This window comes from Pseudomonas sp. GW822-FHT02E03, from assembly GCF_058802325.1.
Genome location: NZ_JBXAOA010000001.1, coordinates 89196 through 103201, shown reverse-complemented (window position 1 = coordinate 103201; position 14006 = coordinate 89196). Strand labels below are relative to the sequence as shown.

At 60.0% G+C, this 14006-nt stretch carries 13 protein-coding genes; 5 read left to right on the top strand and 8 right to left on the bottom strand.

The features are described 5' to 3' along the window. Window positions 1-115: 115 nt before the first annotated feature. Complete coding sequence (locus AC1RQB_RS00480) at window positions 116-1552, bottom strand: amidase (RefSeq protein WP_063343188.1); 1437 nt, start codon at window positions 1550-1552, stop codon at window positions 116-118. 130 nt (window positions 1553-1682) lie between these two features. Between AC1RQB_RS00480 and AC1RQB_RS00475 the strand changes: the two genes are divergently transcribed. From AC1RQB_RS00475 to AC1RQB_RS00465, 3 genes are all read left to right on the top strand, one after another. Further along, entirely contained in the window at window positions 1683-2588 is a 906-nt protein-coding gene (locus AC1RQB_RS00475; protein WP_063343189.1) for a LysR family transcriptional regulator, read from the top strand. Window positions 2589-2710: 122 nt separating this feature from the next. Continuing rightward, window positions 2711-3061, top strand: a complete 351-nt coding sequence (locus AC1RQB_RS00470; protein WP_007895167.1) for a DUF6152 family protein — start codon at window positions 2711-2713, stop codon at window positions 3059-3061. Then, a complete protein-coding gene (locus AC1RQB_RS00465; RefSeq protein ID WP_063343190.1) occupies window positions 3061-3573 on the top strand; it encodes a DUF6644 family protein in 513 nt (170 codons plus the stop codon). Before AC1RQB_RS00470 ends, AC1RQB_RS00465 begins: the two co-directional genes overlap by 1 nt. 1 nt (window position 3574) lies before the next feature. Here the strand turns inward: AC1RQB_RS00465 and AC1RQB_RS00460 are convergent, their stop codons facing one another. Further along, complete coding sequence (locus AC1RQB_RS00460) at window positions 3575-4363, bottom strand: alpha/beta hydrolase (protein ID WP_063343191.1); 789 nt, start codon at window positions 4361-4363, stop codon at window positions 3575-3577. Window positions 4364-4711: 348 nt separating this feature from the next. Between AC1RQB_RS00460 and AC1RQB_RS00455 the strand changes: the two genes are divergently transcribed. Next, a complete protein-coding gene (locus AC1RQB_RS00455) occupies window positions 4712-5530 on the top strand; it encodes an aldo/keto reductase (protein WP_063343192.1) in 819 nt (272 codons plus the stop codon). 145 nt (window positions 5531-5675) lie between these two features. Here the strand turns inward: AC1RQB_RS00455 and AC1RQB_RS00450 are convergent, their stop codons facing one another. Together AC1RQB_RS00450 and AC1RQB_RS00445 are read right to left on the bottom strand one after the other, a co-directional pair. After that, the gene (locus AC1RQB_RS00450) at window positions 5676-7496 is read right to left on the bottom strand and encodes a DAHL domain-containing protein (RefSeq protein WP_063343193.1); all 1821 of its coding nucleotides are present in this window, start codon (window positions 7494-7496) and stop codon (window positions 5676-5678) included. Between the two features lie 229 nt (window positions 7497-7725). Further along, the gene (locus AC1RQB_RS00445) at window positions 7726-8289 is read right to left on the bottom strand and encodes a GNAT family N-acetyltransferase (protein WP_063343194.1); all 564 of its coding nucleotides are present in this window, start codon (window positions 8287-8289) and stop codon (window positions 7726-7728) included. A 223-nt stretch (window positions 8290-8512) separates the two neighbouring features. Here AC1RQB_RS00445 and AC1RQB_RS00440 point away from each other — a divergent pair, with 223 nt between their 5' ends. After that, window positions 8513-9433, top strand: coding sequence for a universal stress protein (locus AC1RQB_RS00440; RefSeq protein ID WP_008073964.1), 921 nt, complete (start codon window positions 8513-8515; stop codon window positions 9431-9433). On the opposite strand, the gene AC1RQB_RS00435 is transcribed toward AC1RQB_RS00440, so the two are convergent. From AC1RQB_RS00435 to AC1RQB_RS00420, 4 genes are all read right to left on the bottom strand, one after another. Further along, on the bottom strand, window positions 9423-10406 hold the full coding sequence (locus tag AC1RQB_RS00435; protein ID WP_063343195.1) for a zinc-dependent alcohol dehydrogenase family protein: 984 nt from the start codon (window positions 10404-10406) through the stop codon (window positions 9423-9425). The genes AC1RQB_RS00440 and AC1RQB_RS00435 overlap by 11 nt on opposite strands. Before the next feature lie 33 nt (window positions 10407-10439). Continuing rightward, entirely contained in the window at window positions 10440-11186 is a 747-nt protein-coding gene (fnr, locus tag AC1RQB_RS00430) for a fumarate/nitrate reduction transcriptional regulator Fnr (protein ID WP_063343196.1), read from the bottom strand. 129 nt (window positions 11187-11315) lie between these two features. Beyond that, on the bottom strand, window positions 11316-13142 hold the full coding sequence (gene ftsH / locus AC1RQB_RS00425) for an ATP-dependent zinc metalloprotease FtsH (RefSeq protein WP_207267347.1): 1827 nt from the start codon (window positions 13140-13142) through the stop codon (window positions 11316-11318). Between the two features lie 154 nt (window positions 13143-13296). Next, complete coding sequence (locus AC1RQB_RS00420) at window positions 13297-13881, bottom strand: phosphoribosyltransferase family protein (protein ID WP_063343197.1); 585 nt, start codon at window positions 13879-13881, stop codon at window positions 13297-13299. Between the last annotated feature and the right edge of the window lie 125 nt (window positions 13882-14006).

The following is a 14006-nucleotide window of genomic DNA, read 5'->3' as shown; positions in this document are numbered from 1 at the left end:
ATTTGTGAACGACACCGATCACTGTGGGAGCGGGCTTGCCCGCGATGAGGCCAGCCCTCCCAGCACAAAAACCGAAGTGAAACCGCTGAACAAGCACTGTTATGGGGGCATTGACTCAATCATCGCCGACCCAGATCTGCGGTCTGCGCTCATGCCACGGCAGCGCCTGTTCCAACTGCCCGGCCAACCGCAACAACACCTCCTCAGCCCCGAATCGCGCAGCAAATTGCAGGCCGATGGGCAAACCCTGCTCGCGGGACATGGCCAGCGGCAACGACATCGCCGGCGTCCCCGCCACATTGAACACCGGTGTGAACGGTGAGTGCTCGAAGACCCGCGCAGTCCATTGCAAACCGTCCATGGTTTGCGCTCCACGGCTGTAGGTGTCGAGGGCGTGGGGCAGGCGCGGCAGGGTCGGCGTCAGCAGTACGTCGAAGTCGTCGAACCAACCGGCCACGCTGCGGGCGATGAGGTTACGCACTTCCAGCGCGCCGGCGAATTCCACGGCGCGGGCCTCTAGGCCATAGGCGTAGCAGGCGAGGGTGGCGGGCTCCAGGGTGCTAAGGTCGATGGGCCTTGAAGTGGCGGCGGCGAGCCCGTCGATCCAGCGCACGAGGGTGGCACACCAGATGTGGGCGTTAGCCTGGACGAATGAATCCCACGACGTACCGAGTGGTGCGATCACTCGTTCTACGCGATGACCGAGCGCTTCCAGTTCGCGGGCCACGGCCAAGGTGGCCTCGGCAATCTCGGGATCCAGTGCGGCGCCGTTCCACGGTGTGTCGAGCAGGCCGATGCGCAATCGTCCTGGATCGCGTCCCACCTGCGCCAGAAAACCTTCGTCCGGTGCAGCGGTGTAGTAAGGATCGCCCGGTGCATAGCCCTGGACGATGTCCATCAACGCCGCGCTGTCGCGCACGGTTCTCGACAGACCGAGTTGTACGCCGAAACCGGCAAATACCTCATCGAGCGCCGGGCCGTTCGAGGCTCTGCCGCGAGTCGGTTTCAGCCCGACCAGCCCGTTGTAAGATGCCGGTACGCGGATCGAACCCGCTGCGTCAGTGGCATGGGCAATCGGCACGATGCCGGCAGCGACCGCGGCACCCGAACCACCGCTCGATCCGCCGGCCGACAGCCGAGTGTCCCACGGGTTGCGGGTCGGGCCCTGGAGCACGGATTCGGTCTCGGTGCTAAAGGCCATTTCCGGGGTGGTGGTGCGCCCGAGGGTGGCGAGGCCGGCGGCGTTGAAGCGTTGCATCAGGTACGAATCCGACTCGGCCACCAGGCCTTGGGCCAATCGACTGCCCAGCTCAACGCGGCGGCCGGCCGAGGTAATCGCCAGGTCCTTGATCAGGAAGGGCACTCCGGCCAGCGGCCCCGTGCCCTCGGTGACAGTGGGCGACCAGTGTTCAATGACCGCGTTGATTTGCGGGTTGACCTGTTGCACGGCGGCAATGGCCAGCTCCGCCAGTTCAGCCGACGTGACTTCGCCAGTTGCCACCAATTGCGCGAGGCCGATACCGTCGTAGGTTACATATTCGTTCAGATTCATGGGAGTTCTCCAGTTGAGAGCCCCGATGATAGGTGCCGCCCGTGGCGTTGATTAGCCCATAAAAGCGGTATGAAATGTGCCGTCAGTGGCACAATTGGGCCATCTTGATTTTCCCTCGCAGGTGGCTCGAATGATCCGGGACTTGAATGACACGCTGGTGTTTGTGCGCGTGGTGAGGTTGGGCAGTTTCACCGCCGCGGCCCACGCTTTGCAGATTCCGAAGACGACCGTCAGCCGCCGCGTGCGCGAGTTGGAACAGGCCATCGGTGTGCAGTTGTTGCGCCGTACCACGCGCCAGTTGAGCCTGACCGAGGCGGGAGCGGTTTACTTTGACCAGTGCAAGGACATCGCCACCACCCTGGAACACGCCGAGCTGGCAGTGCATCAACTGCGCGATGACCCGCGCGGCTGGCTGCGGGTGACGGTGCCGTACTCGTTCGGGGTCAGTTGGTTTTCACCGTTGGTGGCCGGTTTTCGTCAGGCGTACCCGCACATCAGACTGGAGATTCTGGCGTCCCACGTGCCGTTGGATCTGGTCGGCGAGGAGGTTGATGTGGCGCTGCGCCTCGGCGCCTTGCCGGATTCCAGTCTGGTCGCCCGCCGCCTGGCGAGTTACGCCACGGGCATCTACGCCGCGCCTGAGTACATCGAGCGCCATGGCTTGCCGGCGACGCCGGACGAACTGGTTCAACACCGGACATTGGTGCTGCATCAGGCTCGGCGCGATGTGGGTTACGTTTGGCCGTTGCGCAAGGCTGGCGTCAAAATGCGCAGTTATCGGGTTGAGCCGACCATCATCGCCAACGATCCCGCTCTGCTCAAAGATGCATTGTGTGCCGGCGAAGGGTTGAGCCTGGGCATGGATCAAAGCATGCAGGCCGATGTGGACGCGGGAAGACTGCGCCGGGTGCTGCCGGAATGGATCGGGCCGCCACAGGACCTGAATGCGGTAACGGCTCGGGAGCATTTGCCGTCGCCCAAGGTGACGGCGTTTATCGGTTTTTTGAAGGCGCACATGGCGACGGTGGCAGGTTGAGTCTCATCCAGTGCTTTTCCTTTCCGACGATTAGCCTACGCTTTCGTCTCGCCATAGGAGAAACCTGCCAACCATCGTTGTCGTAGCCCCAGCAGCTCCAGATAAAACAGGAGAGCCACATCATGAAAGTCTTGCTCAGAAGCATCGGACTGTCATCGCTACTGGTGGCCACAGCGGCGTTCGCTCATCACGGCTGGAGTGAGTACGACTCCAGCAACTCCATGCAGCTGAACGGAACCATTGAGGAATCCGGTTATTCCCATCCGCACGGGCTCTTGCGGCTCAAAACAGCCGACAAGACGTGGATCATCGTTCTGGCACCACCCTCGCGCATGGAGAACCGTGGGCTGTCCAAGGACATGTTGAATGTCGGTACGACGGCTACCGTGGTCGGCTATCCGAATCGAAACAAACCCGATGAACTGCGAGCAGAGCGCATCACCATCGGCGATAAAACCACCGAGTTGCGTTGATGGACACCACAAGTGCCCGCGCGGGGACAGGTCCGGATAGTTGGCTGGACTGGCTGGATGGCTCGCGACTCGGTCTGGCCATGCGCAGTGAGTTGTGGCTTTACCCGATAGTCGAGGTGGTTCATATCATTGGCTTCGTGGTGCTGGTCGGCTCGGTGTTCATGTTCGATCTGCGGGTGCTTGGCCTGTCCAAAGATATCCCGGTGACGGCGCTGGCTCGGCATCTGCTGAGATGGTCCGTCGCCGCCCTGGTATTGATCGTACCGGCCGGCCTGATGATGTTTACGGCCCATCCCCATGACTTCGCCACCAATAATATTTTCATTTTAAAGCTGTGCCTGATCGCTACGGCGGGCCTCAACGCAGCCCTTTTTCACGTCGGTGTTTACCGTTCAGTCGGCCGGTGGGACACAGACATTGCGGCACCTGCAATGGCCAAAGTGCAGGCAGTGCTTTCGATGGGGTTATGGGTCACGGTGGTGCTGTGCGGCCGATTGTTGGCCTATACCTGACTCACAACGCGGAACCCAGCAGCTTGAGGTACTGCGGGCTCTCGGATATCGAGTTGTGGCCCGTGCCCGGTATCACTTGCAGCGAGGCCACGCCCTTGGCGAAATGGGTGTAGAGCTGGTCCGTGCTTGAGCGCGGTATGACTTCGTCGTGCTCGGCGGCAATCAACAGCGTCGGTACGGTGATGTGAGCGGCGTATTTCCAGGATTCGAACTTGTCCCGAAGCAGCCACTTCACCGGGAACCAGCGGAACTGGCGGGCGGCGAGGTCTTCAAGGCTGTTGTAGGGCGTGATCAGGATCAGCCGCGAGGCCGGGCGTTGGCTGGCGAGGCGCACGGCGACACCGGAACCGAGGCTGCGCCCGACTACCGCAATATTGGTATGGGTGTTGTAAACCATGTCGAACAAGGTCATGGCATCTTGCTGAATCGCCTCCTCGGACGGCGACCCGGAACTGCCACCGTAGCCTCGGTAATGCAGCAAGTAGATCGCATGATCCGCAAAGGCCTGCGAAAACCCGGGCAGGCTGCGGGAAACGTCCTCGGCATTGCCACCAAAGTAGATCAACGCCTTCGGGCCGTCGTGTGGCCTGACGGTCACCAGCACCTGCGCATCGGCGACTTGCAGCGTCAGCAGTGTTTCGGGCGCGTCGATGGCGCGTGGTTGCGGGTAGTAGATGAGGGCGCGTTGAAACACGAACAACGCCGCGCAGAGCACCAGGTACGCAATTGCAATGAAAGCGAAGAGAGACATCAGGGGGCGCGACATTCGACTAAGTTTAGTGGACGACATGGACTGCTTTGGGCCTTGAGACAGCTATTGCCTGAGTGCGGCCAAAGTGTAGTTCAGCAAATTCAGCTGTACAGGAGAGGTGCCCAATGTCAGTCAATCAAGCGCAATTCCTGTGGGAGCGGGCTTGCTCGCGAAAGCGGTGTGTCAGACAGCATCAATGTTGACTGTGTCGCCGTCTTCGCGAGCAAGCCCGCTCCCACAGGGTTGCGTGTTACTGACTGGTCTTTGCCTATGATTGTTTTCAGCCGTAGAAAAATACTCACGCTGGCTGCCGGTGTTTCGGCGGTCTTCACCTTCGATCCGGCCTATGCCGCATCGGCGCCGTCGACGGAAACAGGAGGCAAGAACATGCTGACCCGAGCCATTCCTTCCAGCAACGAGCCGTTACCCATGGTCGGGTTGGGCACCTATCGCGGCTTTGATGTCGCGCCTTCCGACGCCGCCTACAAGCAACTGCCCGCCGTGCTCATCGCGTTGTTCGAGAAGGGCGGCACGGTGATCGACAGCTCGCCGATGTATGGTCGTGCCGAGCAGACGACCGGTGAGTTGCTGTCGATCCATCGGCCTCGTTCGCCTGCGTTTCTGGCCACCAAGGTCTGGACCCAGGGTCGCGAAGAAGGCATCGCGCAGATGGAGCAGTCGTTCAAGCTGTTGCAGACCGACCGTATCGATCTGATGCAGATTCACAACCTGCTGGACTGGAAAACCCACCTGCCCATTCTGCGCCAATGGAAGGCAGAAGGGCGCATCCGCTACATCGGCATCACCCATTACACCGCGTCGGCGTATGACGAAGTGGAGGCCGTACTGAAAGCCGAGCCACTGGACTTTTTGCAGATCAACTACGCCCTGGACGACCGCGGCGTCGAGAAACGAATCCTGCCACTGTGCCGCGAACGCGGTGTGGCGGTGATCTGCAATCGGCCTTTCGGCGGCGGTGACCTGCTCGCGCGATTGAAAGGCAAACCGCTGCCGGGATGGGCCGCGCAAGTGGGGGTCATTAGCTGGGCGCAATTGGCGCTCAAGTTCCTGCTGGCTCATCCGGCGGTGACCTGTGTCATCCCCGGTACCAGCAACCCGCGTTACATGGCGGAAAACGCCGGTGCAGGTGCAGGCCCGATGCTGACGGATGCGCAACGCCAACAGTTGATGGCCTTGGTGGGGTAGTCGCGTTGGTGGGGCGATTAATGCCAGTCAGTCAAGCGCAATCCATGTGGGAGCGGGCTTGCTCGCGAAGGCGGTGTGTCAGGCAACATCAATGTCGACTGACACTCCCTCTTCGCGAGCAAGCCCGCTCCCACAGGTTCTGCGTTTAACTGACTGACATTCCGGCGGTCGGCAATGCGTCGGCAGTCTCCAGCGGTATCTCCAGGGTGAAAAGCGCTCCCTGGCCCGGTCCATTGCTATGGACGCGAAGGTGCCCATTCATCTCCACCGCCGCGAGCGCACAACTGTGCAGGCCAAAACCATGACCTTCCTTGCGGGTGGTGAAGCCGTGATTGAAGATTCGGGTCAAGTTCTCGGCCGCGATTCCTTCGCCCTGATCCTCTACGCTGAGGCGCAGTATTGCGTTATCGATAATCTTGACGCCCAGCGTCATATGGCGCTGATGGTCGCTGACCTTGGACATTGCATATTTGGCATTGCTGATCAGGTTGATCAGGATCAACAGCAGTCGGTGTTTGTCGCCGATGATCGTCGGTGCGTCCTGGTAGTCCTTGGTGACGACGACATGGTGCCGGCTCAAGGCGCCGGAATTCATGCGTAACGCATCCTCGAACAGATCGACGACGTTCAACGGCTCGACCAGCCTGGCCGCACCGGCATAGGCCTGTTGAGTGGAAACGATGTCCTTGATGTGATCGATGCTTTTGGTCAGTTGCGACAGCTCGTCAACGATGCTCGATTGCTCGAGCGCAATGGAGTCGACCAGTTGATTGAGGTAAAGGGGGAGCAATTTGCCTTTTTCATCGCACGTGATGAACTGCCCCAGGTCTTCGGCATGTTCGTTCATCATTTTCACCGCTTTACCCAGGCCGAGGGTTTTACTGGCTGCCAATTTGCGGGTGATTACATCTGCCGAGACGTTAACGCTGTTCAGCACATTGCCGACGTTGTGCAGCACATTGGTCGCGATCTCTGCCATGCCGGCCATTCGCGCGGCATCGACCAGTTCGCGCTCGGCTTCCAGCAGTTCGCGGGTGCGTTCTTCGACGCGTTGTTCCAGTCGCTCGTTTGCCGTTTGCAACTCACTGTTCATTTTGTTGATCAGGGCATAACTGCGAATCAGGCGGCCGGCCAGATACAACAACAGCAGGGCCATGATGCCGGCGCATATGCCCAGGTAAAGGTGATATTGGCGGTCTGTCGCGCTGGTGCGCCGTTGTTTCTCGTTCAATAATTCGTTGATGCTGTCCAACTGCCGTGCGACCGGAATCACACTGATGCGATCAAGCAGATCATTGACGATGGGCTGTTCTCGAACAATGGCATTTACCGCGTCTACAAAGGCAGTGAAAGGCGGGCGCTGTTCGAGCGGCAGTTGATTGATGTAGTCATTCAGATACTTCATATGCCCAGAGATTTCCTCAGCCCTTTCGCTGGAGACATAGAGGGCGTATTCAAGGGTATCCAACGTAACATCGAACACCACTGAGGCCGCCACAGCATCCACTTTCGGGCGTTTGTCGTTGAAATCTTCCAGCAACCCCCGAATGTTATCTTCCAGCTCAGGCAGGGCCTCGAATGATATTCGCAAGGCCGTATTGTGCTGTTTGAATTGCTCAACCAGTCGGGTTTTGTTTTCTAACGCATCCAGATAACCCTGGCGTCGAGTTTGCCAAAGGGTCGAGAGGGGGCCGGTTGTATTGAGGTTGTCGAGCTGCGCCCATCGCTGTTCTGCTTCAGCGGGTGCTCCCAGAAACAAATTGTCGTTCAGGCCGATTTTGGCTCTCAGAATCTTCACGTTCCAGTTGGCATCGTACTGCTTGAGTTGGCGAACGAAGTCGCGCGACTCGAAGTAGGTCGATGTGTCGTAGGAATAGGATTTGATCAGCAAAAATATCAGTACGCTGAAAAGAGTCAGCGCAATGGCGCCCAAGGCAGTCCATTTGTAATGATTGGAAAGCTTCATTGCGGCATTCCTCCCTGGGCCATCCTGAGGGAGAGATTTTGCCAGCGGTTAATGATTTCCATTTTTGCGCTCCCTGCAAAATGGCGATGATCACCACATTGTTTGTAAGCCTAGCGTTGTTGGCGGACACCGTTGAAAAAAACACCGAACGGCGGGTCGGCACTCGTTGTTAGAGCCCTGAGTGTTGAAACACCCCTCGGCGGATCCAATGACGCCGAGGGGCGTTTTTTTACAGATAGAGGCTATGAATGACCTGACGACTGTCATCGGGATCGTGACGGGTCTCAAAGCCCAAGGCTTTGGCCAAATCGCGCATGGGTGCATTGCTGGCGGCGTCGACGGAATACATCTGACGAAAACCATTCTTGCGCGCGGCCTTGATCAAATGCTCCATCAGCGTCGTGCCCAAGCCCAGATGCTGGTATTCATCGGCAACCGTCACGGCACATTCACACTCGTTGTCGGCGGTGGCGGCATAGCGGCTGACACCGATTTCAATCAGTTTGCCGTTGTCATGGACCAGGGCGATGTAAGCCAACCGCTTCTTGCCGTCGACATCCATCAACTGGTCGAGCATGGCCGTGCCGGGCTCATTGACTTGCGCCAGAAAGCGCATGTGCCGCGACTCCGGGGACAGCTGCTTGATAAAAGCATATTCACGTTCGCGGTCTTTTTCTGTCAGCGGCCGGATCAGCACATGGCGCCCGTCCCTGAGCGCTTCAATCCAGTACTGTCCGGAGACGGCAGCGTAGGCGGCGGCCGCTCGGTCATTGTGGTCTTTAACAGTGAGCATGGTGCAATTCTCCATCCGGGTTGAAAGGCTCGCGCGTCGCAACGAACCACGCGGTTCATTTCTTTCTACGCCGCTGGCGGCGCTTGAATCTGATCTGGATCAGACACTCGTGACAGGCAGGCTCAAACGCTCGCATCTGATGTAAATCAACCGGGGCAGGGAGCAACGAGCGCAGTCTGGGAACATACCGGCGCTTTGGACCGGCACCGAATCGAGGTGTGTTATGGGTCAATATCAACGTGTGTTGCTGATCGCCGACCGAACCCTGTACCAATCCCCGGCCTTGCAGCGCGCCGTTGCCCTCGCCAAGGTCAGCGGGGCGATTCTGGATGTGCGGGCGTTCATAGAACCGGCCCCGATCATCCATTTGTGGGAAGAAAAAACCGATGAGGCGGAGTACCAGCGCTATCTGCGCCGCTATCGCCGCTGGATGGCGGAAGAAATTCAGCGCCTCAGCGGTGAGGGACTGAAAGTGAGCGTGGAAGTGGTCTTTACCACTCATCCATTGCTGGACATCCTGAGGTGCGTCGAAGATCTCAAGCCCGACCTGCTGATCAAGGACGTCACGCTGGAGCCGCTGCTCAAGCGCGTGTTTGTCACCCCTCTGGATTGCCATCTGCTGCGCGAATGCCAAGTGCCGGTGCATCTGGTCAATGAGGCCCGTCACGCTTTGCCGCACCGGATCGTGGCGGCAGTGGATCCGTTCGACCCCTCGACGCAAATCAGTGGCCTCAACGACACCATCATTCAATCGGCGAATGCACTGGCCCTGCAATGCGATGTACCGCTGCATCTGCTGTACGCGTATGACTTGTCGCCGGCCTTCAATGGCGATGCGCCCTTGGTCAGCGGCGGGTGGAACGTGGACTTCATGGAGGAGCTGCGGCAATCCCTGCACCAGACGTTTGTCAGCCTGGCCGATCGCTATGGCGTGCCACCGGAGCGCCGGCATTTCATCATGGGCCTGCCGGCGCCGGTGCTGAGTGAGTTTGTCGAGGAGTATCTGGTCGATGTCGTTGTAATGGGAACGGTGCATCGGGTGGGGTTCGATCGGTTGATCGGCAGCAACACGGAACGAGCGCTTTACTCGGTGCCGGGCAGTATTCTGGCGGTCAAACAGCCGGGATCGCGTATCAGGGGATGAGCACAATCGCGCCTTTGACCTGACCGGCCCGCAGGCTGGCCAGTGCCTGATTGGCATCGTCCAGGGCGAAACAGGTGACATCGCTGTGCACGGGCGTATGACGCAGCTCTGCAAAAAACGCCGTGCCGTCCTCGCGAGTCAGGTTTGCCACTGAACGGATGCTGCGTTCGCCCCACAGCAATCGATAAGGGAAGCTGGGGATGTCGCTCATGTGGATGCCCGCGCAAATCACACAGCCACCCTTGACGGTGGCCTCCAGCGCCGGTGGCACCAGCGCACCGACGGGGGCGAAGATCAGGCTGGCGTCGAGCGGGTGAGGCGGCGGTTGATCCGAGGGGCCTGCCCATTCGGCGCCCAGGGTTCGGGCATAGGCCTGGCCCTCGCTGTCGTCCGGACGGGTGAAGGCATACACCTGCTGCCCCCGGCCCCGTGCCACCTGAATTGCCAGATGCGCCGCCGCGCCGAAGCCATAGAGACCCAGATGACGCGCCCCTTTGGCCATTTGCAAGGCGCGAAAACCGATCAGCCCGGCACACAGCAACGGTGCGGCTTCGGCGGCCGAGAGCGCGTCCGGGATGGGAAAACAGAAATGGGCGTCGGCAACGGTGTACTCGGCATAACCGCCATCCAGGTGACAGCCGGTGAACCGGGCGCGATCGCAGAGGTTCTCCCGGCCCGAGCGGCAGAATGTGCACTCACCGCACGTCCAGCCGAGCCAGGGAACGCCCACGCGTTTACCGACCCAGTCGGGCGCGACGTTGGCACCCACCGCCGTCACTTCACCGACGATTTCATGGCCCGGCACCCGCGGCAGCACTGCTTGCGGCAATTCACCATCCACCAGATGCAGGTCGGTGCGGCACACGCCACAGGCCAGGACTTTGATTAACAGTTGGTGTGCGTCGGGTATCGGGATGGCACGCTCCTCCCGTTGCAGCGGCTGGCCGGGGGCATGCAAAACCATCGCGCGCATGATAATTCTCCAAAAGCCGATGCACCTGGGGCGTCAGGGGGGCGACTGCCGGTGACAGCCGACGACCAATTGCTTGAGCCCGTCCAGATTCAGGACTTTGACGTTACGCCCGCAAATCTCGACCAACCCCTGATCCCGCAGATGAGCGATGCCCCGGCAGATGGTTTCCAGGCGCAGGCCCAGATACGAGCCGATCTCTTCACGGCGCATCTTCAGCACGAAGTCTCTGGACGAGTACCCGCGAATGCTCAGCCGTTGCGACAGGTTCAGCAGGAAGGCCGCCAGGCGTTCATCGGAGTTCATGTTGCCCATCATCATGAGCATGCTGTGATCACGAACGATTTCCCGGCTCAGGAGCTTGTTCATGTTGTGTTGCAGTGAGGGCAACTCCTGGGCGAGTTTCTCCAGTTGTGAGTAGTGCAGGGGGCAGACTTCGCTGTCTTCCAGGGCAAAGGCGCTGCAGGTGTGCCGATCGTCGCTGATGGCGTCCAGACCGAGCATCTCGCCGGGTATCTGAAAACCGGTCACCTGCTCGCGGCCATCGACCGACAGCATGCTGGTCTTGAATGCACCAATGCGTACCGCATACAGCGAGCGCAACGGATCACCGGCCCGGTACAGGGCGGCACCTTTTTTCACCTTTACCCGCTGAACGATCAGGGTATCCAGCCGCTCGACCTCCTGGCCGGTCAAGCCGATCGGCAGGCACAACTCCAGGACGCTGCAGTTGGAGCACGCGGCCTTCAGATAATGATGTTGGTAGGGTCGGGTTTCGGGCATCGCATAGAGCCCCCTTAGAGTGGGGTAAAGCATAGTTCGGATCACTGTTTCAATCGGGCGTTTACGGAGGCAGTCGACGAGCGGAAAAAGGTGTGTCCTTGTTGCGCCGACCAACGATTGATCGGTGCGTCACGGTCGCGGTAATGCCGGGGGTGGCTTCAACGGCATCAGCGGCGGGAATTCCTCGGGGGTGAGGGTTTCCTTTTCCAGCAACAGGCGGGCCCCCTCATCCAGGTCGGCCCGGCGACTCTCCAGCAATGCCTTGGCCCGTTGGTAGGCTTCATCGAGCAGGGCGCGGATACCCAGGTCGATTTCCCGGGCGGTCTGTTCCGAATAATCCTTCTCGCCTACCGTGGCCATGCGGTCTCCCAGGTACGTTGCGTTTTGCCGCTCCAGCACCGATTGTCCGAGTTCGGCGCTCATGCCAAACCGGGTGATCAATTGGCGGGCGATATCAGTCGCGCGGCCCAGATCATCGGCGGCCCCGGTGGAGATCTGGCCATAGACAAGGTCCTCGGCGGCGCGCCCGGCCATCAGCACGACAATCCGGTCCTTGAGGGTCTGGCAACTGATCAGGAAGTGATCCTCGGTCGGTCGTTGCAGGGTATAGCCGAGCGAGCCGATGGCGCGGGGCACGATCGACACTTTATGCACCGGGTCCATCGCCGGCAGCGTGCTGGCGGCCAGGGCATGCCCCATTTCGTGATAGGCCACCACCCGGCGCTCGTCAGGATCGAGCAGGCTGCTCTTGCGTTCGAGCCCCGCGATGAGGCGTTCTACCGCCGCGGTGAAATCGTTCAGGCTGACCGCTTCGGCACCGCGTCGAGTGGCGACAATGGCCGCTTCGTTAACCAGGTTGGCCAGGTCGGCGCCGGTGAAACCAGTGGTGATCTCGGCGATACGCGCGCCATCGAGCCCTGGCTCCACGGTGATTTTCTGCATATGAACCTTGAGGATCGCCTCCCGCCCTTTGCGATCGGGGCGGTCGATCAGAATCTGCCGGTCGAAGCGCCCGGCCCGCAACAACGCCGGATCAAGGACTTCCGGCCGGTTGGTCGCGGCCAGCAACACGACACCTTCACGGGGATCGAAGCCATCCAGCTCGGCCAGTAACTGGTTGAGGGTCTGTTCTTTTTCGTCATTGCCGCCCAGCGTACCGACGCCGCGCATCTTGCCCAATGCGTCGAGTTCATCGATGAAGATGATGCAGGGCGCCGCCTGCCTGGCCTGCTCGAACAGGTCGCGTACCCGGGCTGCGCCGACCCCGACGAACATCTCGACGAACTCGGAGCCGGAGATCGAGAAAAACGGCACACCGGCTTCCCCTGCGATGGCTTTGGCCACCAGGGTCTTGCCGGTGCCTGGCGGGCCAACCAGCAAGGTGCCCTTGGGAATGTGCGCCCCCAAGCGTGCGTATTTGTCCTTGTCCTTGAGGAACGAGACGATCTCCACCAACTCGGCCTTGGCTTCGTCGATGCCCGCGACATCGGCGAAGGTGACCCCGGTGTCGCGTTCGACAAACACCCTGGCCCGGGATTTGCCGACATTCATCAGCCCGCCAAGACCTTGTTTGTCCGCCATCCCGCGAAACAGGAAATTCCAGAACACCATGATCAGGACAAACGGCAACAACCAGCCCAACAGGCTGTTCATAAAGGTGTTTTCGGTGGTTCCGGTAAAACCGACGCCCGATTGAGACAGTTCGGTCGCCAGCGCCGGGTCGACCCGCACGGTGGAGAACCGCTCGCGTCCGTCGATGGGCTCTTGCAACTTGCCGCTGATCTGGTCCTTATCGACCCGCAAATCACTGACTTTTTGCTCGTTCAACAGTTGCAGGAATTGGCTGTACGGGAGGGGCTGCACCGCCTGGCGCTCGCCGAAGAAAATCTGTGCGAGGCTCAGCACGATAAAAGCGATCGCGAAGTAGGACAGGTTCCACTGGTCGTTCTTTTTCATGGCCTTGGCTCAGAGTAGGAACGCAGGGTCTTTAAACGGGCCCAGACCGCGCGGTCAGGGTTGTTCCGGCGCCCAGGGGATGAAAAGTCATTGAAAGATGACACCCTGTTTGCGCAGACCAGCGGCCGACCCCCTTTAATAAAGATAGCCTGCTTCAGCTTCTCCCTCGCGGGTGAAGCGCTGCGCCATGACGCAGCACTTCAATGCAAAACTCCATTTCGTAGGGCGGCACGTTGCATTCGACGATGTCATGGGCGGCAACTTGCAGGTGCACACCGACAATATCGGCATGGATCGGTTGCTGGCAGACATGGCGGTCGACCAGTACCGCCGTGTAGACCCGACGAGCACCGAGTTGCGCCAGGTACGCGCAGGTGCGCAGGAGCGAATGGCCTTCAAACAGCACATCATCGACAACCAGCAGGGTGGTATTGGCAAGGTCCAGGGTGTTGAGAAGCGGGTTCTCGGTCAGTGCCGTGTGTGCATGCAGCACCTTGAGGTCATCGGCATAGCGCTTGACCTTCAGGGGGTAGAGAGGCAGTTCTGGCTGGCCGGTCTGACGTGACAGGTGTTGTTGTAAACGCTGTGCCAGGGGCTCACCTCGGCGTTGGATGCCAATCAGTGCCGCTTGAGCGGGCGGCAACAGGGTTGCGGCCTGGCGCGCCATCGCCTGCAGCACCCAATCGAGTTCATCGCTGTCGTACAAGCGCAACCGCTGACTCGCAGGCAGGTTAGGCATGGCAGTCTCCCGTCCAGAGCCGATGGGTGAATCATAGCGTAAGGGCTGTGTGGGGCATGCGCCTGGGAGGACCAGTGGACAGCAACGAATCTTCAGGAGCGGAATCTAAACGGGTGATTCAGTGA